The sequence below is a fragment of the Uliginosibacterium sp. sgz301328 genome (genome assembly GCF_041807905.1).
Classification (GTDB): Bacteria; Pseudomonadota; Gammaproteobacteria; order Burkholderiales; family Rhodocyclaceae; genus JBGVSA01.
In genome coordinates, this window is the sequence record NZ_JBGVSA010000012.1 from 1 (window position 1) to 17807 (window position 17807).

Here is a 17807-nt window from a genome sequence, read left to right on the forward strand (position 1 = left end):
GGGATGATCTACGGCAAGAAGGTGTCGCAGGGTATGGATTCCGTCGTCATGACGGGTTACCAGCTTTCCATCGGCGGCATTGCGCTGACGGTGGCGGGCTACGCCACGGGCGGCGAACTGCACGGTTTTGGCGTGGCGTCGACGGCGTTGCTGGCGTATCTGGTCGCGCTGTCGTCGGCAGCGTTCGCACTGTGGAGCATTCTGCTCAAGTACAACCGCGTCGGCATGGTGGCGCCGTTCAACTTCCTCATCCCGGTATCGGGCGCGGTGTTGTCGGCGATCTTCCTGAACGAGAGCATCTTCGAACTGAAGAACGGTATCGCGCTGCTGCTCGTGTGCGGCGGTATCTGGCTGGTGACGCGCGAGACGGCGCGCAACTGAGCTGTTGAAGGGCGTCCCGGGAGGGGCGCCTTCAGATGTTGTCCAGCGTCGAGAGGTAACGGTCGATGGCGGTCGAGACTTCTTCGAATTCGCGCGACTTGTCGAAGAAGTAATCCGCACCGAGAGCCAGGCATTGCGCGCGTACGCGCGGCTCGGCGAAATTGGTGAGCACGATGCGCAGCGGCGGGTCCGGCTGGTGTTGCAGCCATGACAATACGTTCAGGCCGCTGCCTTCGCGCAATTGCAGGTCGATGATGGCGATCTGGAAGTCATGCCCTTGCAGTGCGGCGCGGGCTTCCGTCTCGCCATCGGTCGTCCGGCCCACCATGCAGCGATGGTCGGATTCGACCAGATCGATGAGGCTGTCGCGGATGACGGGCGAATCTTCCACCAGCAGCACCTGCACAGGCCTGAGCGCCGGGCGGGGCGCGGAGGCAGAGGCGTCAAGAGGGCTGTTGGCGGATAGGTTCATGTCGATGTCACTCACGAGTTGTTCCTCGTGAAGACAGTATTCCGCATGGAACACGCCGCGTTAATCGGACGGAAACCTACACGCATTGTCAGTTGATCAGACCGGTCTTGATGGCGTAGTAGGTGAGCTCGGCATTGGTCTGCATGTTGAGCTTTTCGAGGATGCGCGTGCGATACGTGCTGACCGTCTTGACGCTGAGGAACAGTTCGTCGGCAATCTGCGACACCGTCTTGCCGGAGGCAAGCTGGCACAGCACCTGGAATTCACGCTGCGACAGGTCGTGGTGCAGAGGTCCGCTGGCGTCGCCGTCGAGCCGGTTGACCAGCAGGTCGGACAAGGCCGGCGACAGATAGCGACGGCCCTGGAGCACCACGCGCATGGCGCGCAGAATGTCCTCGGGCTCGGCGTCCTTGCGCACGTAGCCATTGGCACCAGCGCGCAAGAGGTTGACGGCGTATTTGTCTTCCGGGTACCCGGACAGGATGAGCACCGGCAGGTCGGTGTGCAGATTGCGGATCAGCCGTAACGTGTCGACGCCGCTGCGATCGGGCAGGGCGATGTCCAGCAACACGAGATCCCAGTGGCCGTCGCGTAGTGTGGCCAGGATTTCGAGGCTGGTGGATGCTTCTCCGCCGACTTCCAGGTCGGGCTCATCCTCGATGAGCTGCCGGATGCCATTGCGTACGATCTGGTGGTCGTCGCCAATCAGTACGCGGTGTTTCGTCATAGAGGTCTCCGCATGGGTGACAGGGCGCAGCGGCGATTTTGACACCGCTGGCGCGCCGCGTCACATTTTCTGCTTGGTATCCTTGGCGGTGTCCTGCACCTTTTCGCCGCCACGTTCGATATCCTTGCCAGCGCCTTCGATGGTGTTGCAGCCGGTAATGGCAATCATCATCAGAGCCAGCACAGGAGCGATGATTTTCTTCAGCATGACGTTTCTCCTTCTCGGTTGGGTTGGGGCGCCGGATTACTCTTTGGAGAGCAGGTCCTTGAGGTCGTCGGCGTGTTCTTCTTCCTTGGCGAGGATCGAAACCAGCATGTTGCGGGTGGTGGGGTCATCGTCGCCGAACCAGCGCACCATCTCGCGGTACGTATCGATGGCGATGCGCTCGGCGATGAGGTCTTCGCGAAGCATGTCGCGCAGGTTCTTGCCCGGTTCGTATTCGGAATGGCTACGGTCGAGCAGCCCGATGGGCGAGAAATCCGGCTCGCCGCCCAATTGCACGATGCGCTCGGCAATCTGGTCGGCGTGGGCCTGTTCCTCGGAGGCGTGGGTGTGGAACTCGGCCGCGATGGGTTCCGAATTGGGCCCCTGGGCCATGAAGGCGTGGCGCTTGTAGCGCAGCACGCACACGATCTCCGTGGCCAGCGCCTGGTTCAGCACGCGGACGGCAATGTCGCGATCCTTGCCATACGATGAGGTCACGGCCCCATCGGTCATGTTGTCGCGGGCGCGCTGGCGGATGGTTTCCACGTCCAGGACGAAATCGCCACGCTGGTTGGACAAAGGAACTTGGGCATTGATGTTCATGACTGATCTCCTGCGTGCGCGCCTTTCAGCGCGCGTCGTGGGTCGGGTGTGGCGTCATCGGCGCAGCAGGCTGGCGATGAAACTCACGATCGTCAGTACGATGAAAATGAAGAACAGTATCTTTGCGATCTCGGCCGCGCCGGCCGCAATGCCTCCGAAACCGAAGACGGCGGCGATCAGCGCGATGACCAGGAAGACCGCTGCGTAATGCAGCATGATCGTTCTCCTTTGTCGGTGTTCGTCGCATATACGGCACTGCGACGATGACGCAAGATGACGATTGCAGATTATCGAGATGCTCTGCCGCGACCTGTAGGCAGCGGCTTAGAAACGGTGTAAGACAGCTCCTACGTGGAGAGAAGATGGACCAGACCCCCCGCAAGCTCGCCAGCCTCAAGGGCGCCTTCAAGGCCGCCAACGCTGCCGGCGATGAAGTATTGGAGTTCCCGCGCAGCATCCTGCGCCGGGCTGCCGCGTTCCGCCTTGCCGCACCGTTGTGCGTCATCGCCGGCGTGGCGTGCATCGCCATTGCCGAACTGGGCAATGAGCGCTTGGGCGACGTCGTTGCCCAGATCCGCCATTCATATGAACTGCGTCGCGAGCTCTACACGCTGGGCTGGCTTGCCACCAACGCAGAGACCGCGCAGCGCGGCTACCTGATCACGCGGCGGCGCGAATACCTCGATCCATACCTGGAAGCCTTCCCGAGAGTGCCTGAGGTGATCGAACGCATCCGCCAGATGAGCGCGGGCGACAGCGAACGGCTGGCGCTGATCGACGCGCTGCAGCAGCGTGTCGACGACAAATTCAACGAGCTTCGCGCCACGATCACCCTGTTCGACGCCGGCCGCGAAGAGCAGGCGCTGGCCATGCTCAACTCTGACGCCGGCAAGGTCAATGCAGACCGCATTCGAGGCGCCATCAACACGCTCCTCGAACTGGAGGAGGCGCGTACCAATCAGCACGCCCGCCGCTGGCAGGACGACCTGCGCTTCCAGCGGTTGGCCGTCACTTTCGCCGTGGCGCTGAACATTCTGCTGGTGCTGGTGTTGTTGCGCTCGGTGCGTCGCGAACTGGAAAGCGAACGCGACGAATCCGCCCGGCTCGATTCGCTCGTGCGCGAGCGTACGGAAGAACTGTCGGAACTGGCTTCGCACCTGCAGGGCGCACGCGAGGAAGAAAAATCGATGCTGGCGCGCGAACTGCACGATGAACTGGGCGCGATTCTCACCGCGTCGCGCATGGACGTTGCGTGGGTCCGCCGCAAGGCGCCGGACCTCGCCCCTGAAGTGCTTGCCAAGCTGCAACGCGTACTCGAACACCTCGACCAGGGCGTGGCGCTCAAGCGGCGCATCATCGAAGGGCTGGTCCCCTCGGCACTGCTCAACCTGGGTCTGGTGCCGGCGCTCGAATCGCTGATGGAGGACTTCTCCCACCGTAGCGAGGTCCGTATCCAGACCGAGCTGAGCGACGACCTGCCGGTGCTCACGCGCGAACAGTCGGTGGCGATCTACCGCATCGTGCAAGAGGCGCTCACCAACATCGAACGCCACGCGCAGGCCCGCAATGTGTCGCTGCGCCTCCGGGCAGAAGAAAACACACTGCATATCCGCATTGCGGACGACGGCCGTGGCATGGCCAACACCGACGTGCGTCGCCTGCGCAGCCACGGCCTGCGCGGCATGCGGCAACGCGTGGCCGCCCTGCGTGGCGACCTCAACCTGTCCTCGGCCCCCGGCGCGGGCACCACCATCACCGTCACCCTGCCGCTGGAGCCCGTGGCGGCACCGTCCGCGTAGGAGTGGAGCCGACCACCGAGCCGCGCCAATCCCACGGCCACCGGGCGGGCGTCCGATAAGTCCGCGGCTGGGGCTTCTCCATACTGGCATCAACCGGCAGTCACCACGCCGGCTCGATTCCAACTACGCAGGAGACCCAGCATGAAGACAATCAAACCTACCGCGATTGCCTGTGTTCTCGCGCTGAGCGTGCTGCCCTTTGCCGCGAATGCCGCCACCGAACAGGAAAAGCAATCGCGCAACCAGATCGAAGATACGTACAACGCTGCCAAGAAGCAGTGCGATACCTTGTCCGGCAACGGCAAGGACGTCTGCGTCGAAGAGGCCAAGGCCAACCGCAAGGTTGCACTCGCCGACCTGGAAGCGGCGACCAAGGGTACCGAGAAGGCTCGCTACGACGCTCAGGTCGCGCGTGCCGAAGCCACGTACAGCGTCGCCAAGGAACGTTGCGACGACAAGGCCGGACAGGCCAAGGACGAATGTGTGCAGGCCGCGAAGACGGCCGAGGAGAAGGCCAAGGCTGATGCCAAAGCCAGTCGCAAGACGGCCGACGCCCGTCGCGATGAGAACGCGACCGCGGCCAAGGCCGATCAACAGGCCGCAAACAAGAAACGCGACGCAGAGCGCGACCTGGCCAAGGAGAAGTGTGACCGCCTTGCGGGCGACGCCAAGACCAATTGTCTGAGCGACGTTCGTAGCCGTTACGGTTCGTAAGGCGGGCCCAACCCGCACCATGCCGTGTCGGCGGACGCCGACACGGTGGGGCCGGTGGCGACTACAGTCGCCGATCCGGTGCTGGTCTAGATTCCCATTGATCGCCGTGGCCCCGGCTGAGGCGATCCGGCAAGGAGAGACATCATGCTGCACTACGCTGTGGTTTTTCTCATCATCGCCCTCGTGGCGGCCCTGTTCGGCTTCGGCGGCATCGCTGCCGGTGCGGCCGGGATCGCCAAGATTCTCTTCGTCGTGTTCCTGGTCCTGACAGTTGTCTCGCTGCTGATGGGGCGCCGCGGATGACGCAGGCCAACATGGCATCGGCCGCCGTTCGGGCGGCCTTTTTCGGTGAAATCGGCGTGGAGGCATCATGCTGACGAGCGAACTGCGCATCTGGTGCGCCGCCACGCTGGCGACGGTCGCGTGCGGCGCGCTGATGTGGTTGCCTGTGTCAGGCTCGGCCGCCGAGGAAGATGACGCCCCGCTGATGCCCGTCGTGGGATTCCAGGTGGAGCGGTACGTCGGCAAATGGTACGAGATCGTGCGGCTACCCAATCGCTTCCAGCGCGATTGCGCCTCCGACGTGACGGCCGAATACGCCGCCCGCGCGGATGGGCGCATCACCGTCGTCAATCGCTGTCGCGACGCCGGCGGCGCCGTCGACGAAGCGCGCGGCGTTGCCGAGGTGGTCGAGCCGGGTATCGGGCAGCTCGATGTCAGCTTCCTGCCGAAATGGCTATCGTGGCTGCCCTTTACCAAGGGCGACTACTGGATTCTCGAACTCGATTCAGCGTATCGCTATGCGCTGGTCGGTACCCCTGACCGGAAATACCTCTGGGTTCTGTCGCGCGAACCCGAACTGACGTCGAGCGTGCTGCACCGTTTGTTGGTGCGGGCGCGTGAAGACGGCTTCGACATCGACAACCTCGTCCACGACACGCACTCGACCCGCAATACCGACGTCGGCCAGAACGCGACCACTCTGCGCTGAACGGGTATCGCTCATTCAACGCCGCAACAAAAAACCCCGCACTGCGGGGTTTTTGCTGACGGGGGCTTGGCCTTACAGATGACGGCGGCCGGCGCCCAGGAGTACGCCGGCCAGAAGTCCCAGACCGGCCGCTGCGCCAGCGATGCGCCAAGGATTTTCGTGAACATACGCCTGCGCGCTCAGGGCCGAGCGATTGACCGCGCTGCGGGCGGCCACCAGGCGTTCCGAAGTAGTTGCCTGCACGGCGTGGGCAGCAGCCTGCAGCGAGGCCGCGGCGTCGCTGAGGGATTGCGAGGCGCTCGGCAGGGTTCTGGTCCGAATCAGCATGTCGTTCTCCTTCATATGCGGGCCCCACCGGCGGCGGGACGACGATTCCATGCTAAGCGCCGACTTGGGGCTTGCATGTCGGCGAATCTGCATGACGCCGTCGGCGCGCTCCGACAGGCCGAGCGGCGCGGGTCTCACGCGGGCGCGACGCCCTTACATTGCGGGCTTCAACTTTTCCGCCACGGCCTGTGCAGTCAATGCCAGTTCGCAGACCTTGAAGCAGTGCGCCTGCGGCATGGCGGTCTCGGTGCGTTCGAAGATGTCGCGGGTGAGGTCGCTGTAGTAGGGCAGGGCCGCGTCCGAGCAATCGATGTGGCGCGTACCCTTGCCGTCGACGAGGAACAGGTGATCCTTGCCGGCACGTCCGGCGATGTCGATGTACTTGCGCAGCTCCATGTAGCCGTCGGTGCCGACGATGGTCAGACGGCCGTCGCCCCAGGTGGCGAGTCCGTCGGGCGTAAACCAGTCCACACGGATGTAGGCGCTGGCGGTGTCGTGCGCCAGCATGACTTCGCCGAAGTCCTCGAATCCCGGGTCTTGCGGATGTGCCACGTTGCCGCATCGCGCAGCGACGATGCGAGCGTCCGTCGCCTGCGTGAAGTGCAGGAACTGCTCGATCTGGTGCGAGGCGATGTCGCACAGGATGCCGCCATAGCGTCGCGGGTCGAAAAACCACGTGTCGCGCAGGTGACGATTGAAGCGGTGCGGCCCCAGCCCCACGGTATGGATCACGCGGCCGATGGCGCCTGCGCGGATGAGCTCGGTGGCGCGTGTGACGGCGCGTACCTCGAAATGCTCGGTGAAGTTGATGGTGTAGATGCGACCTGTTTCGCGTTGCACGGCGCGCACGCGTTCGAGTTGTTCGAGCGTGGTCACGCCGGGCTTGTCGGCCATGAAATCCTTGCCGTGCCGCATGCTGCTGATGCCGACATCGGCGCGCTCGTCGGGGATGGCGGCGCTGACGATGAGATGGATCGACGGGTCTTCAAGCAGGCGGGCGGGATCGTCGACGCGCGGGATGTCCGGAAAGCGTTCGGTGAATCCTGCGAGTGTCTTCGGCTCGGTCGCGCTGTAGAAGCCGACGCAATGGGCACCGGCGCGCAGCAGGCTGCCGACCTGGTCGTAGGCGTGACGGTGGTCGATGCCGATGACGCCGAAGCGCAATTGCGGGTAACTGCTCATGGAGTTGCCTCGGGAGGGTTCGTGGTCGGCGCGCATTCTTGCCGACCTCGCCCGCGCTTGCCAAGCGGAAAGCGTCGTTCAGGGGCCGAAGGCGTTCTGCGGCGGCAACTCGCAGCCACTGTTCTGGCACACGACGCCGTAGACGAATACCCAGTCGTGGTAGCTCTTCTTGCCCTCGAAGTAGAAGAGCTCGTCGGGGAAGTTGGCCATGCGGATCGGCTTGTCGAGGCTTTCGCTATAGACGCCGACGATGCCGCCATCTCCGCTGCGGATGATTCCCCAGTCGCTGGAGCCGGTGAGCGGGTCGTCGTACAGCTTGCGCAGGTAGCGCCGCGTGAAGGGATAGCGTGGGTCGCGCAGCAGGTCTTCAAGCTTGCGCGGGGCCGTCATCGCCGAGCCGGCTGGCGTGGATTCGTAGTAGGCGCGCAGCGCTTTCTTGAATTGCAGGCCGACGAAAATCAGTTCGTCTTCGGCCTGCCGGCGTTGTGCGATGGAACCGGCCTGCACCGTGGCCGCGGCGGCGAGCCCGATGACGGCCAGCAGGATGAGCAGCCCGATGTAGGTAAAGCCGGCCGGCCGCCGCATGCGATCCGCCGTCACCATTTGCGGTAGGGCACGCCATTGAGTCCGATGAGTTCGGACTTCGATGCGACGTCGTAGACGTCCTCGCCCTCGCGCGGATTTTCGGCATCGCTGCTGTACGAACGCAGCGCCCAGGTGGCGACGTCGGGCACGGACGGGTCGTCGGCAAACGGGTCTCGCGGTACGCGGCGCAAGAAGTACACGCGCCGTCCCGCAGCGTTGCGCTGATCCTTTGCGCCGGTGACGAGATCGTCGAGCGTCTTCGGGTATCCGCTGCCCCCGACCGTCGTGGCGATGATGCCTTGCTCGGAAGCGCGCTTGTAGTCGTCCAGCGCGGTGCGGATCTCGCGCAGCGCGATGCGTAGTTCTTGCTCCTTGTGACGCTGGAGCGACACTTGCGCGAGGGGCACGGTGATGGTCGCCAGCAAGCCGAGGATGGCCAGCGTGACGAGCAGTTCGATCAACGTGAAGCCGGAATGGTTGCGGAGCAGCATGGGCGTGGATGGTAACGGTCGCCAACCGGTGGTCAAGTTGCAATGCGGCAGATGGCGGAGCGCGGGGTACGAACGAAGACAACGCACAACCCCCGGGCGTGAAGATCGGGGTGGGGTGCGTTTCAGCGGAGGATCAGTGGACGGACGCTTCTTGGCCGGGTATGGCCCGACCTGGGCGCTCATGCCGTTGAATTTGTGGCAATGAAATAAGGCGAAGGATCACGCCATGGCTTGCGCGACGGGGGCAGGCGCAGCATCGACATCGTCAGGCGAATCCGCGTAGAGCGGAGCATGCTGGCGCCAGTCGATCAGTTCCAGTCGGCCGTCGAAGTGTTCGACGATGGCTGTGCAGCTATCGACCCAGTCGCCGCAGTTGACGTAGGTGATGCCGCCGATCTCCTTGATGGCTGCGGCGTGAATGTGGCCACAGATGACGCCGTCGACCTGACGTTCGCGCATGCCGCGCACGACGCAGTCTTCGAAATCGAAGATGAAGCTCACCGCTTTCTTGACCCTGCGTTTGGCGTAACCCGCCAACGACCAGTAACCGGGCATGCGCAGCGTGCGGCGGACCAGCGACAGCCACGTATTGATGCGCACCAGCAGGTTGTAGGCGACGTCCCCCAGCACGGCGACCCATTTGTGGTAGCGCGTGACCTGATCGAATTCGTCGCCGTGGAGCAGGGCAAAGCGGCGCCCATCGGCGGTGACGTGAACGTCCTCGCACCTGAGGACGATGTCGCCGAACGCGCTTTCGCAGTATTCGCGTAGCGCTTCGTCATGATTGCCGGGAATGAATATGACATTCACCCCTTTGCGTGCCCGGCGCAGCACCTTTTGTACGAACGTGTTCTGGTGGCGCGACCAGTGAATGCTCCGGCTCATCGCCCAGAAATCGATGATGTCGCCAACGAGGTAGAGATATTCCGAATCGAAATGTCGGAGGAAATCCAGAAGGCTGTCGGCTTGGCAGCCCCGCGTGCCGAGATGAATGTCGGACAGGAAGATCGAGCGGACTCGCGGCATATCACGCCGCATGGATAGTGATCATGGATCGGCACGCTAACGGCTGCGTGTGACGCCTGTATGACGCTTTGCAGCGCTGGAAAGCCCGTCTTCCGAAAGGCGCGCTGTTGATGCTATGACTTCACTGAATCCGTAAGCGCTGGTAGTCTTTTCCGATGATCGACCTGAGCGAACCGCGCAAGCTTCTTTCTCGCATTCCCGCAGGACGCCGTGCGAAGGCTGCTCGCATCGCCCTGTGGGCTATCGGGATATTCGTCGTACTGGTGGTGATCGGCTTCCTGGCCGTGCCGCCTTTGGCCAAGTGGCAGGCACAGAAACAACTGACCGAGCTGCTGGGCCGTACCGTCACCGTCGAACGCGTGTCGTTCAACCCGTTGATGCTCAGTGCCGCGGTGGATGGCCTGCGCATCGCGGAACCCGACGGCAAGGCTGACTTCGTCAAGCTCGGCCGCGCCTACGCCAATCTTCAGTTGAGTTCGATCTTTCGCGGCCCCGTCCTCGAGCGGGTCCAGATCGAGCAGTTGGACGTCCATCTCGTACGGCTGCCGGATAACCGCTACAACTTTTCCGATATCGTCGATCGCATCAACGCGCGTCCCAAGTCGCCCGATACGGGCGAGCCGGTTCGTTTCTCGCTCAACAATATCGAACTGCATGAAGGCCGCGTGAGCATCGATGACCGCGTCAGCGGCGTCAAACACCTCGTCGAGCACATCGACATCGGCGTGCCTTTTGTATCGAACATGCCGGCGAAGGTCGAAACCTACGTCCAGCCCAAGCTCGACGCTGTCGTCAATGGCTCTCGCCTGACCCTGGCCGGGCGGGCGCGTCCGTTCGCCGATCGGCGCGAGGCAGATATCAAGCTTGCGCTGGCGCCGTTCGAGGTGTCGCAGTACCTGGCCTACGCGCCTGATTCGCTGCCGGTAAAGATTCGCCAGGGCAAGCTGGGCGTCGACATCGACGCCGTGTGGACCCAGCCGCATGAAGGCGGACAGACGCTGGTTCTCTCCGGCAGGCTGGATGTGACCGATGCGCGTATCGACGAACCTGGCGGCGCGCAATTGCTGGCGTTCGACAAGCTCGCCATCGACATCAAGCGCCTGGCGCCGCTCGCTCAGCCCTTGGAGCTCGACCTTGCGCGCGTAGCGCTCGATGGACCGCAACTGGCCGTCAGCCGTCGTTCCGACGGCAGTATCAATCTGGCGGGGCTGGGCGGCAAAGGAAAAGCGCCAGCCAAGCCGGCCGCCGACGCAAAACCTGCGCCGGCGCCGAAAATCCACGTGGGCGAGGTCGCCATCGCCAATGGCGAAGTCCGCTGGCACGACGAGGCGGTGCCGAAGGGATTCAATGCGACGCTCGGCAAACTCGAAGCGAGCCTGAAGGGGTTCGATCTCTCGCCCCAGGCAGCGCCGGCTGTCGTCAGCCTGAAGGCTCAGTCCGATGCGGGCGAGACGCTCAGCATCGACGGCAGCTTCGATGCCCACTTCAAGACCAACGGCAAGTTCGCGCTCGCCGGCGCCAACGTCGATCGGTATCGGCCGTACTTCGCCGACGCGGCAGGCGACGTTGCCATCGGCGGCATGGTGGAGGCGAGCAGTGCGTTCAGTTTCGTCCCTGAAGGCAAGGACGCCGGCTTTGCGCTGCACGAAGGCAAGTTGCGCGTCAGTGACGTGAATGTCGCGGCGCGCAACAGCCGCCGTCCAACGCTCAAGCTGGCCGAGCTGGCGCTGGAAGGTCTCGCCGTGGCGCCTGCCAAGCGAGAATTCTCGGTCGACCGTGTCAGCAGTCGCGATGCGCAGTGGGAGGTCGGACGCGCCCGCAATGGCGACTTCGACATTCTCACCATGTGGCCACAGTCGCAAAAGCAGACCCCGGCCGCCGCCAGCAGCGCGCCCGCCCAGCCGTGGAAAGTGCGCGTGGGCAGCACCCGTATCGACAACTGGGCGCTGCGCTTTGACAACCAGTACGGCACAACGCGCGTCGTGACCCTTCTGGATCGCATCGGGCTCGAAGTCGGCGAATACGCCACCGATGGCAAGAAGCCGGTGTCGATCGCCTTCAAGGCCCGGTCGGACAACACCGGGTCGATCCAGATGACGGGCAACGTGCAGCCGCAACCGGCCAAGGGGCGCATGGCCGTGGACCTGCGCAACATCAATCTGCTGGCCGCGCAGCCCTATGTGGATCGCGAATATCGTGTGCTGATCACACAGGGGCGTGCCAACGTAAAGGGCACCGTGGACTTCGATCTGACGAAGTCGGATGCGCCGCAAGTTGCCTTTGCGGGGGATGTCAGCGTCACCGGGTTCAATTCACTGGACCGTGTCAACAACACCGATTTCGTGCGCTGGAAAAATCTGCAGGTCACGCGCCTGCGGACCGGTCTGTCACCGCTGAGCGTCGAAGCCAGCGAAATCCGTCTGGATGCTGCGTATTCGCGCCTGATCCTGAGCGCCGACGGCAACATCAATCTGCGTGAAGTGGCGCAGCCGATGGAAGGCTATGCGAACCAGCCCGAGCAAAAGGTGGAGCCGGCCCCGGCCACCAGCTCGGGCAGCACCACCGTGGCGCCACCGTCCCAGCCGATCAAGGTGCGCATCGACCGCATCGCGATCACCGACAGCAACATCAACTACAGTGACCGACTGGTACGCCCGAATTTCGACGCCAACCTTACCGAGGTGAACGGCACGCTATCGGGACTGTCGTCCGATCAGGCTTCGGTGGCCAAGCTCGACCTGAAGGCGGCCGTGGACCACGCCGCGCCCGTGGCGGTGGTGGGTGAGCTAAATCCTTTCAGGCAGGATCGCTACCTCGACATCAAGGCGCAGGTCGATGATGTGGACCTCACGAGCGTGTCGACCTATGCGGTGAAGTACGTCGGCTATGGCATCGACAAGGGCAAGCTGTCGATGAAGCTGGACTACCAGATTCGCGAACGCAAGCTGACCGCACAGAACCAGGTCTATATCGACCAGCTCACTTTCGGCGAGCACGTCGACAGCCCGACCGCCACCAAGCTGCCGGTGTTGCTGGCCGTTGCCCTGCTCAAGGATCGCAATGGCGTCATCGACATCAACCTGCCAGTGAGCGGAACGCTGGATGACCCGGAATTCAGCGTCGGCGGCTTGATCGTTCGAGTGATCGTCAATCTCATCGGCAAGGCGGTGACCGCGCCGTTCTCGTTGCTCGGATCGGTGTTCAGCGGCGGCAACCCCGAAGAACTGTCGTACATCGAATTCGCGCCGGGCGAGTCGCGCCTGCCCGCGGGCGCCGAAGAAAAACTCAAGGCGCTGTCCAAGGCGCTCCTTGATCGGCCGGCACTGCGCTTGCAGGTGACGGGGCGGGCGGATGCCGCCACCGACGTCGCCGGCCTCAAGCGCGAGACGCTCAACGCGCGCATGCGTGCGGTCAAGGCCAACGAAATGGTGCGGCGGGGGCAGTCTGTCGGCGCAGTCGATGATCTGCCGATCACCGCTGAAGAAATGCCACATCTACTGACAACGGTCTATGATGGCGAACGTTTCGATAAGCCGAAGAACATGATCGGATTTTCCAAGTCGCTGCCTGCGGCGGAAATGGAAAAGCTCATCCTGGACCACATCCAGATCGGCGAAGAAGAGCTCCGCTCGCTGGCCAACCAGCGGGCCCAGCGCGTGCGCAATTGGTTGATCGACCAGGGCAAAGTGCCAGCCGAAAGGATTTTCGTGCTGGCCGTACAACTCGGCAGTGACGAGAAGAACAAGACGGCAAGACCGTCGAGGGTGGATTTTTCGCTCGAGTAAGCGGGGGCGTCCACAGGAGGCACGACATGAGACCGAGCAAACTGACATCTGAAGAGCTGGCCGAAGCGCTTGCCACGCTGCCCGAATGGCGCGGCGTGCCGGGGCGCGAGGCAATCCAGCGCAGCTTCCGTTTCGACGATTTCAACGCAGCGTTCGCCTTCATGGCAAGGGTGGCGATGATGGCCGAAAAGCTGGATCACCACCCTGAATGGTCGAATGTCTACAACCGCGTCGACATCCTGTTGAGCACGCACGACGCCAACGGCATCACGGCGCTGGACATTGAGCTGGCGCGCTTCTGCGACAGGGCGGCGTGACGCGATGCAGCCGGACCCGATGTTGTTCTTCGACCGTGCAGGGCTGCGCACATGAGCGGCGACACGCCGGCCTCTGTGCCTGAAGAGGCGCCAGAGGTCGCGGACGACCCGCTGCTTTTCCTCGAAGAGGACGAACTCCCCGACATTCCCGCGTATTCCGACGGTGGGTTCCGCTGGCGCGTGCTCATGGTCGACGACGACGATGAGGTGCACCGCGCGACGGCGTTCGCGCTGCGCGGCATCGACATCGATGGGTGCGGGCTCGAACTGCTGACCGCCCGCAGCGCCGCCGAGGCGCGCCAGATATTGATGCGCGAACCGGGCATCGCTGTGGTGTTGCTCGACGTGGTGATGGAAACGCCGGATGCCGGCCTGGCATTGGTGCAGACGATCCGCGAAGAAATCGGCCTCAATACCCTGCGCATCGTGCTGCGTACCGGGCAACCCGGCTACGCGCCGGAGCTGGATGCGATCCGCCGCTTCGACATCAACGACTACCGCACCAAATCCGAACTGACACAGACGCGGCTCATCACCACGCTGACGGCGGCGATCCGTGCCTACGCGCAGCTCGAAGCCGCGGTGGTGAACAATCGTGGCCTGTCGCTCATCGTGCGCTCGGCGACCGAGCTGTTCCGCGTCCGTTCCTCGCACGCTTTCGCCAGCATGTTGCTGGAACGACTCGGCCAGTTGCTGAGCTGTCCTTCGAATGGCGCGGTATGCGCGGGCGACTCGGTCGATGACGATGCGAGCGCTTCGATGCTGCGCGTGATCTGCGCCACGGGACGTTTTGCAGGCAGCCAGGAGCGCTACGTCGAACAGAGCGGCGACGGTACGCTCATCCGTGCAGTGCGACGCTGTCGCGCGGCGCGAACGGTGGTGGTCGATGGCCCGGTCGTGACGCTGTGGCTGGGCAGCATGACGCGCGATGCCGTCGCGTGCTTCGATGCCGGACGCATGCTGTCCGACGTGGAGCGCCGCCTGCTCAATGTGTTCGCCACCAGCATCTCGGCCGGTTTCGAGAACGTCGATCTTTTCGAGCGGCTGGATTTCTTTGCTTTCTTCGATCCGCTGACGCGTCTGCCCAATCGCGCGCGTTTCGTGGCAGACGTCGACAAGATCCTGCTGGCGGATCGACCTGCGGCGCACTGCCTGGCAATCGCGGACATCGTGCGCTTCTCGGACATCAACGACGCGCTCGGCCATCGTTGTGGCGACGCCTTGCTGATGGCGGTCGGCAAGCGCTTGCGGGCGACGGTTGGCGTGCAGGTCATCATTGCGCGCATTTCAGGCGACGCATTTGCCATGTATGGCGACCCCACGCACATCGATGCGGATGTCATCCGGCACGCTTTTGAAGCCCCGTTCTTCGTCCATGGTCATGCACTTTCGGTGCAGGTGCGCCTTGGCATCGTGCGTGCGGGCGACGGTCACGACAGTGCGGCGGAACTGTTGCGCAGCGCCAATCTGGCGCTCAACGAAGCGCGGCAGGCGGGCGGCGTGACGAGCAGCGTGTTTACGCGTGCGATGTCGGAGGAAGTCCGCGATCGCGTCGCCTTGCTGCACAACCTGCGCGCTGCCATCGACTTCCGTCGCGGACTGGCGGTGCACTATCAGCCGCAGGTCAACGGCCGTACCGGCGAGGTGCTCGGTGTCGAGGCGTTGCTGCGGTGGCGCGGCGACTATGGCGAGATGATCTCGCCCGAGCGCTTCGTTCCACTGGCCGAACGCACCGGCATGATCAACGAGCTCGGTCAATGGGTTCTCGAAGAGGCGCTGGAGCGCATGTCGGACTGGCGCAGCCGCGGGCTGGGCATGTTGCGCATGTCGGTGAATATCTCACCCGTGCAACTGCGCTCGGACGAGTTTGTCGATCGCCTGCGCGCATCACTTCAGTTGGCCGATGTTCCGGCCGTCGACCTGACGCTGGAGATCACCGAATCGGTCGGGCTCGAGGCTCACGAGGCGCTCAGCACGCGATTGGCGGCATTGCGCGCGATGGGTGTGCGCTTTGCCATCGACGATTTCGGCACGGGATTCTCGTCGCTGCAGCAACTCACGCGCATGCCGGCCGATCTCATCAAGATCGACCGCAGCTTTGTCGCGGACGTCGCGCGTTCGTCCAGCGATCGCGCGGTGGTGGCCAGCATCATCATGCTGGCCCGTAGTCGCGGTGTCGAAGTGCTGGCCGAAGGCGTCGAGAACGAGGCGCAGAAGCATGCCTTGCTGGAGCTGGGCTGCGATTACATGCAGGGCTTCTACTTCGGCAAGCCCATGACAGCGGAAACCTTCGACGCCTGGCTGGTGGAACGCAACGGACTGTAGCCAGTGCGGTGGGCGCTAATCGCGGCCCGCGACGACGACCGGAACCATCCCGCGCAACGCGTTGACGACCCATACGCGATTTGCATCGAACAGCGCCGCGCGCGATAGGGTTCGTTCTTGAACGACCCCATCGTCCAGCAGCTTTGCGCGCATCACGCCCGGCAGCAGTCCGCATTTGAGCGGAGGCGTGTACAGGTGCCCGTCGATGTCGACGACGACATTGCTGCGAGCGCCCTCGCACAGCTCATCCGCCGCATTGAAGAACAGTACGTCGAAATGCCCGGCGCTCATCGCGTCGCGTAGTGCGCGATCGTAGAAGACACGGGCGGTGGTCTTGTGGCGCAACCGGGCGTCGGCCGCGTTGAGCGCGAAGGGCGCGAGGCTGACTGTCTGTGGTCCGGTGAGGGCATCGAGCGGTGCGTGGGTAAATGTGGCGCTCCCATTGCGGGCCAATTGCAGGCGGACGCGGCTGTCTACCGTCAGCGTCCCGCACAATTCGCCAACACGGTCGCGCAGGGCGTCCGTGTCCAGTACGAAGTGCAGCGCGTGGGCCGAGGCGGTGAGTCGTGCGAGATGGCGTTCGAGCAGAGGGATGCTCCGCGTGGTGGCGTCGTAGCGCATCGTCTCGATCAGACCGATGCCTTCAGTCAATACGTGCGTGAAGCGGGCCTTGTCGATGCATTCGGCAAATTCATCGGCCGGAACGGAATCAGCCACGATGCCGCCACCCGTATCGAGGCGGCAGGCGTCCCCCTTCAGTGTGAGCGTGCGGATGGGTACGTTGAGCGCAAAATCGCCGCCCGGCAGCAACTCGCCCAAGGCGCCGCAATAGATGCCGCGTGGCCCGCTTTCGAGATCGTTGAGGATTTCTTCGGCCCGGATCTTCGGCGCGCCCGTGACGGAGCCACAGGGGAACAGCGCGCGGAGCACTTCGCTCAGTGAGCGGTCGACGGGTTCGGCAAGAATCGTCGAGGTGAGCTGGTACACGGTGGCGTAGCGCTCCAGCTCGAACAATCGCGCCACGTGTACGCCACCGGCGGGTGCCAGGCGGCCGAGATCGTTGCGGATGAGATCGACGATCATCAGGTTTTCGGCGCGGTTCTTGTCCGACGCTGCCAGAGCGGCAGCGTTGGCGGCATCCCGCACGACGTCGTCGTGACGGGGCGCGGTGCCTTTCATGGGTTTGCAGGCGAGGCGGTCCCCACGCCTTGCGACAAAAAGCTCCGGCGAGCGAGACAGAATCCAATGGTCAGCGTCGCGAATCAGCGCGCCATATTCGACGGGCTGCGCGTCACGCAAACGCGAGAACAGCGCGATCGGACTCCCAAAGGCCTGGCCGTGCCACGCAAAGGTGAGGTTCACCTGGTAGCAATCGCCCGCGTCGATGTAATCCAGCACTTGCTGGATGCGCTGCTCATGGGTGGATTGATCGACACCCGGCTTCAGCATGAGCAGACCGGCTTCGGCGGCTTGCGGTGTGAGTGTGGCGAGCTGCTCCGCCCACCATTGCGCCAGCGCCGCGCCGCTGAGCTCGGTGCGTTCTGCAAAGGCCCATGCCTCCAGCAGGCACTGCCCGTTGACCAATCGCGTCTGTAAACGAGGCTCCAGTGCATAGCCGAGTTCGAAATGCCCTGCGAAGGCTACGTACCACCCCTCGGCTTGCCAGCGCTCGATGCGTTCCAGGCTCGAGCGTGGATCGTGTGGCCATTCGCACCGCAGGTATTCGCATGCGCCGTGAAGAAGTGCCGCGCGCGGTTCCGCAGCGAGATTGTCTTCGAGCAGTGCAAAGCGTGTCAGTTCGGCGAGCCGTGGCGGTGGCGACATGAAAAGGCAGGGCTCAAAAGACGAGAGCCGCGCAAGATAGCGCGGCTCTGTCGT

At 63.7% G+C, this 17807-nt stretch carries 19 protein-coding genes; 8 read left to right on the forward strand and 11 right to left on the reverse strand.

The window, feature by feature from the left end:
- The coding region (locus tag ACDA63_RS10730) for an EamA family transporter (protein WP_373663232.1) at positions 1-381 on the forward strand (381 nt) is incomplete at its 5' end.
- Between the two features lie 31 nt (positions 382-412).
- Here ACDA63_RS10730 and ACDA63_RS10735 read toward each other — a convergent pair.
- The 5 genes from ACDA63_RS10735 to ACDA63_RS10755 form a co-directional block, all read right to left on the reverse strand.
- Positions 413-868 (reverse strand): response regulator, encoded by a 456-nt coding sequence (locus ACDA63_RS10735; protein WP_373663233.1) that lies wholly within the window; start codon positions 866-868, stop codon positions 413-415.
- A gap of 73 nt (positions 869-941) precedes the next feature.
- Positions 942-1580: a response regulator gene (locus ACDA63_RS10740; RefSeq protein WP_373663234.1), complete on the reverse strand. Its 639-nt coding sequence runs from the start codon at positions 1578-1580 to the stop codon at positions 942-944.
- 60 nt (positions 1581-1640) lie between these two features.
- Positions 1641-1787, reverse strand: coding sequence for an entericidin A/B family lipoprotein (locus tag ACDA63_RS10745; RefSeq protein WP_373663235.1), 147 nt, complete (start codon positions 1785-1787; stop codon positions 1641-1643).
- A 36-nt stretch (positions 1788-1823) separates the two neighbouring features.
- Entirely contained in the window at positions 1824-2387 is a 564-nt protein-coding gene (locus tag ACDA63_RS10750; RefSeq protein ID WP_373663236.1) for a bacterioferritin, read from the reverse strand.
- A gap of 54 nt (positions 2388-2441) precedes the next feature.
- Positions 2442-2603 (reverse strand): DUF1328 domain-containing protein, encoded by a 162-nt coding sequence (locus ACDA63_RS10755; protein ID WP_373663237.1) that lies wholly within the window; start codon positions 2601-2603, stop codon positions 2442-2444.
- 146 nt (positions 2604-2749) lie between these two features.
- Between ACDA63_RS10755 and ACDA63_RS10760 the strand changes: the two genes are divergently transcribed.
- The 4 genes from ACDA63_RS10760 (at position 2750) to ACDA63_RS10775 (ending at position 5891) form a co-directional block, all read left to right on the forward strand.
- Complete coding sequence (locus ACDA63_RS10760; RefSeq protein ID WP_373663238.1) at positions 2750-4186, forward strand: CHASE3 domain-containing protein; 1437 nt, start codon at positions 2750-2752, stop codon at positions 4184-4186.
- A gap of 141 nt (positions 4187-4327) precedes the next feature.
- Complete coding sequence (locus ACDA63_RS10765; protein WP_373663239.1) at positions 4328-4900, forward strand: hypothetical protein; 573 nt, start codon at positions 4328-4330, stop codon at positions 4898-4900.
- 144 nt (positions 4901-5044) lie between these two features.
- Positions 5045-5203: a DUF1328 family protein gene (locus ACDA63_RS10770; RefSeq protein WP_373663240.1), complete on the forward strand. Its 159-nt coding sequence runs from the start codon at positions 5045-5047 to the stop codon at positions 5201-5203.
- A gap of 67 nt (positions 5204-5270) precedes the next feature.
- A complete protein-coding gene (locus ACDA63_RS10775) occupies positions 5271-5891 on the forward strand; it encodes a lipocalin family protein (RefSeq protein WP_373663241.1) in 621 nt (206 codons plus the stop codon).
- A gap of 72 nt (positions 5892-5963) precedes the next feature.
- Here the strand turns inward: ACDA63_RS10775 and ACDA63_RS10780 are convergent, their stop codons facing one another.
- The 5 genes from ACDA63_RS10780 to ACDA63_RS10800 form a co-directional block, all read right to left on the reverse strand.
- Complete coding sequence (locus ACDA63_RS10780; protein ID WP_373663242.1) at positions 5964-6218, reverse strand: hypothetical protein; 255 nt, start codon at positions 6216-6218, stop codon at positions 5964-5966.
- 153 nt (positions 6219-6371) lie between these two features.
- Positions 6372-7400 carry a Gfo/Idh/MocA family protein gene (locus ACDA63_RS10785; protein ID WP_373663243.1) on the reverse strand — a complete coding sequence of 343 codons (1029 nt, stop codon included), beginning with the start codon at positions 7398-7400 and terminating at the stop codon, positions 6372-6374.
- Positions 7401-7478: 78 nt separating this feature from the next.
- A complete protein-coding gene (locus ACDA63_RS10790; RefSeq protein ID WP_373663244.1) occupies positions 7479-7985 on the reverse strand; it encodes a type II secretion system protein in 507 nt (168 codons plus the stop codon).
- Positions 7986-7996: 11 nt separating this feature from the next.
- The gene (locus tag ACDA63_RS10795) at positions 7997-8476 is read right to left on the reverse strand and encodes a type II secretion system protein (RefSeq protein WP_373663245.1); all 480 of its coding nucleotides are present in this window, start codon (positions 8474-8476) and stop codon (positions 7997-7999) included.
- Positions 8477-8695: 219 nt separating this feature from the next.
- Complete coding sequence (locus tag ACDA63_RS10800) at positions 8696-9502, reverse strand: UDP-2,3-diacylglucosamine diphosphatase (protein WP_373663246.1); 807 nt, start codon at positions 9500-9502, stop codon at positions 8696-8698.
- A 155-nt stretch (positions 9503-9657) separates the two neighbouring features.
- Here ACDA63_RS10800 and ACDA63_RS10805 point away from each other — a divergent pair, with 155 nt between their 5' ends.
- Genes ACDA63_RS10805 through ACDA63_RS10815 form a run of 3 tightly spaced genes read left to right on the forward strand, consistent with a single transcriptional unit; the run spans position 9658 to position 15929 of the window.
- The gene (locus ACDA63_RS10805) at positions 9658-13287 is read left to right on the forward strand and encodes a DUF748 domain-containing protein (RefSeq protein ID WP_373663247.1); all 3630 of its coding nucleotides are present in this window, start codon (positions 9658-9660) and stop codon (positions 13285-13287) included.
- A 26-nt stretch (positions 13288-13313) separates the two neighbouring features.
- Positions 13314-13604, forward strand: a complete 291-nt coding sequence (locus ACDA63_RS10810) for a 4a-hydroxytetrahydrobiopterin dehydratase (protein WP_373663248.1) — start codon at positions 13314-13316, stop codon at positions 13602-13604.
- A 51-nt stretch (positions 13605-13655) separates the two neighbouring features.
- Complete coding sequence (locus ACDA63_RS10815) at positions 13656-15929, forward strand: EAL domain-containing protein (protein WP_373663249.1); 2274 nt, start codon at positions 13656-13658, stop codon at positions 15927-15929.
- Positions 15930-15944: 15 nt separating this feature from the next.
- Here the strand turns inward: ACDA63_RS10815 and pabB are convergent, their stop codons facing one another.
- On the reverse strand, positions 15945-17753 hold the full coding sequence (gene pabB, locus ACDA63_RS10820) for an aminodeoxychorismate synthase component I (protein WP_373663250.1): 1809 nt from the start codon (positions 17751-17753) through the stop codon (positions 15945-15947).
- Positions 17754-17807 lie beyond the last annotated feature (54 nt).

Bases quoted from the DNA above. Each gene is read 5' to 3' on its own strand.
- ACDA63_RS10740 (WP_373663234.1), bottom strand. From the start codon at position 1,580: ATGACGAAACACCGCGTACTGATTGGCGACGACCACCAGATCGTACGC.
- ACDA63_RS10745 (WP_373663235.1), bottom strand. From the start codon at position 1,787: ATGCTGAAGAAAATCATCGCTCCTGTGCTGGCTCTGATGATGATTGCC.
- ACDA63_RS10750 (WP_373663236.1), bottom strand. From the start codon at position 2,387: ATGAACATCAATGCCCAAGTTCCTTTGTCCAACCAGCGTGGCGATTTC.
- ACDA63_RS10755 (WP_373663237.1), bottom strand. From the start codon at position 2,603: ATGCTGCATTACGCAGCGGTCTTCCTGGTCATCGCGCTGATCGCCGCC.
- ACDA63_RS10760 (WP_373663238.1), top strand. From the start codon at position 2,750: ATGGACCAGACCCCCCGCAAGCTCGCCAGCCTCAAGGGCGCCTTCAAG.
- ACDA63_RS10765 (WP_373663239.1), top strand. From the start codon at position 4,328: ATGAAGACAATCAAACCTACCGCGATTGCCTGTGTTCTCGCGCTGAGC.
- ACDA63_RS10770 (WP_373663240.1), top strand. From the start codon at position 5,045: ATGCTGCACTACGCTGTGGTTTTTCTCATCATCGCCCTCGTGGCGGCC.
- ACDA63_RS10775 (WP_373663241.1), top strand. From the start codon at position 5,271: ATGCTGACGAGCGAACTGCGCATCTGGTGCGCCGCCACGCTGGCGACG.
- ACDA63_RS10780 (WP_373663242.1), bottom strand. From the start codon at position 6,218: ATGCTGATTCGGACCAGAACCCTGCCGAGCGCCTCGCAATCCCTCAGC.
- ACDA63_RS10785 (WP_373663243.1), bottom strand. From the start codon at position 7,400: ATGAGCAGTTACCCGCAATTGCGCTTCGGCGTCATCGGCATCGACCAC.
- ACDA63_RS10790 (WP_373663244.1), bottom strand. From the start codon at position 7,985: ATGCGGCGGCCGGCCGGCTTTACCTACATCGGGCTGCTCATCCTGCTG.
- ACDA63_RS10795 (WP_373663245.1), bottom strand. From the start codon at position 8,476: ATGCTGCTCCGCAACCATTCCGGCTTCACGTTGATCGAACTGCTCGTC.
- ACDA63_RS10800 (WP_373663246.1), bottom strand. From the start codon at position 9,502: ATGCCGCGAGTCCGCTCGATCTTCCTGTCCGACATTCATCTCGGCACG.
- ACDA63_RS10805 (WP_373663247.1), top strand. From the start codon at position 9,658: ATGATCGACCTGAGCGAACCGCGCAAGCTTCTTTCTCGCATTCCCGCA.
- ACDA63_RS10810 (WP_373663248.1), top strand. From the start codon at position 13,314: ATGAGACCGAGCAAACTGACATCTGAAGAGCTGGCCGAAGCGCTTGCC.
- ACDA63_RS10815 (WP_373663249.1), top strand. From the start codon at position 13,656: ATGAGCGGCGACACGCCGGCCTCTGTGCCTGAAGAGGCGCCAGAGGTC.
- pabB (WP_373663250.1), bottom strand. From the start codon at position 17,753: ATGTCGCCACCGCCACGGCTCGCCGAACTGACACGCTTTGCACTGCTC.